The organism is Streptomyces sp. NPDC098781, assembly GCF_044759995.1.
Taxonomy (GTDB): Bacteria; Actinomycetota; Actinomycetes; order Streptomycetales; family Streptomycetaceae; genus Streptomyces.
On the sequence record NZ_JBIWAK010000013.1, the window covers coordinates 109259 to 111402 of the forward strand.

The 2144-nt window shown below is 66.0% G+C and carries 2 protein-coding genes and 1 pseudogene; all 3 read left to right on the top strand.

What is annotated here, in order from left to right; translation table 11 throughout:
• A pseudogene (locus ACIQWG_RS38200) lies at positions 1–1207 on the top strand (hypothetical protein); the annotation flags it as partial.
• A gap of 94 nt (positions 1208–1301) precedes the next feature.
• The gene (locus ACIQWG_RS38205; protein ID WP_404104880.1) at positions 1302–1781 is read left to right on the top strand and encodes a YbaB/EbfC family nucleoid-associated protein; all 480 of its coding nucleotides are present in this window, start codon (positions 1302–1304) and stop codon (positions 1779–1781) included.
• A 43-nt stretch (positions 1782–1824) separates the two neighbouring features.
• Complete coding sequence (locus tag ACIQWG_RS38210) at positions 1825–2142, top strand: hypothetical protein (protein WP_404104883.1); 318 nt, start codon at positions 1825–1827, stop codon at positions 2140–2142.
• Positions 2143–2144: the final 2 nt, after the last annotated feature.

The following is a 2144-nucleotide window of genomic DNA, read 5'->3' on the forward strand; positions in this document are numbered from 1 at the left end:
GCAGCAGGAGAAGGAGGAGAAGCGGCGGCAGGAGCTGGAGCACAGGCAGGAGGAGCAGCAGGAGAAGGAGGAGAAGCGGCGGCAGGAGCTGGAGCACAGGCAGGAGGAGCAGCAGGAGAAGGAGGAGAAGCGGCGGCAGGAGCTGGAGCACAAGCAGGAGGAGCAGGAGAAGCAGCGGATCAAGACGGAGGCCGAGTACCGGGACCGGTTGGAGGAGCAGCAGAAGCAGCGGGAGGGAGAGCAGCAAAAGCAGGCTCAGCAACAGCAGGAGCTGTTGGACGAGCAGCGTCGCGAACAAAAGGAGCAGCTGGAGGACCAGCGTCGCGAGCAGGAGCGGCGGGAGCAGGAGGCTAGGGAGCGGTACGAACGGCTGCAGCGCGAAGGGACTCACCTGCCTGGCGATGACAGCCGAACCGTGGAGAACCCCGACGGTTCGCTCACCACGGACTTCCCCGACGGCGGATTCACGACCGTGGACCCGCGCGAGCACGAGGTCGTGACCGTCTCGCCGGACGGCAGCGTCGATGTCAAGGACATGGACCCCGGGGACTCCGTGCGCAACCCCGATGGCAGCTGGACCACCCTCAACCCCGACGGCACGCTCACCACGGACTACCCCGACGGTCGTTCCACGGTTGTCGACCCCGGCACGAACGAGATCACGACGACGTACCCGGACGGCCACAAGGAGACCACCCCGCTCCCACCAAGCGGCACTTCGCCGACCCTGCCGGACGCCCGTACCGACTACCGCTCCCCCTACTCGGGGTACGAGGAGGAGCTTTTCGACGGTCAGCAGTATGACCCGACAGAACTGTTGAACCAGCAAAGGAATTCGGCCGTAGCAAGCGAGGACGGGCGCCCCATGCCGATGCTGCCGCCAGGTATGTCCTTGGGCGGTCAGCTCTCGCAGGGAAGCAACGAGTCGGCCGAGCGTGTGCGTGCGGTCATGGACAGCGGACCGACGCGGACCGGACGCGCCGGCCAGTCTGCTGGTCAGCTGTATGACGAGGAGGAGATCAGCACTGCTCGCCCCGCGAGCACGGCATCGTCCGGCACGCCCTTCATGCCGCCAATGGGTGGGCAGCCGGGGCAGACGCAGGGACAGAACGACAGGAATGACAGGCAACGCTCGTCCTGGGTGTCGGAGGACGAGGACGTCTGGGGCACGGACGAGGGCGGTGCGCCAGCGGTCATCGGCCGCTGAAACCGCACCGGTTGGCGAGTTGCGGGCAGCGCGCCTGGACGCGGACACCTCATGAACCGGATCACGTGGACTCTCTTGACGACGAGGTAAGGCTTTGAACGACCACTTGGCGGAGCGCCTGAGTAAGGCCAGGGCGGAACTGGCGGCGACGCGTGAGGCGGTGTCGCGAGCGGAGCGGGAGCTGCGGGACGCTTCGATGACTGTGACGTCGCGTGATCGTTCGGTTGAGGTGACGGTGGGGCCGCAGGGCGAGTTGACCCAGCTGAGGTTCCTTGACGGCAAGTACAAGTCGATGGGTGCCGCGCAACTGGCCGCCGCGGTGCTTGAAGCGGCTCAGCAGGGCCGCGCCCAGATGGCGCGGCGGGTCGTGGACACGTTTCAGCCCTTGGTGACGCGTCATAGCAGGGACCCTGAGACCGAGGCCTCTGCTGTGACTGCGGGGGCTGGGTTGGGTGTGGATTGGGACAAGATCTTCGGTTCGCTGCTGTCGGTGGCTCAGCCGGGCGGTCGTAGCGGGCGCCCGGTCGGTGACCGGCTGCGGGATGAGATGGATGAGGACGGCGGCCGTGACTAGCGGTGGCTCGTTCCATGGTGATCCCGCACGGATCTGGCTTGCAGTGGAGCAGTTGGAGTCGATCGCGCATCTCGCTGATGCGATCAGCAGGGGCTTTGATCCGGACAAGTACGGCCAGTGGCCTGGTGATCCCGAGGATGAGTACGGCGAGGAGGTCTGGCCGACCTGGTTGAAGATCAAGGACGAATTCGAGGGCGGCCTGGATGAGCTCATGAGGGTGATCCGCGCGACGGCCGATGCTCAGCGTCTCATGCTGCAGGAGGTTAGGAAGCCGCAGGTTGATTCAACGGCTTGGATCGACGAGCAGATGGCCCGGACGAGCGATGTGTACGGTCCTGACCCGGATGCCGGCAAGCGCTGAAC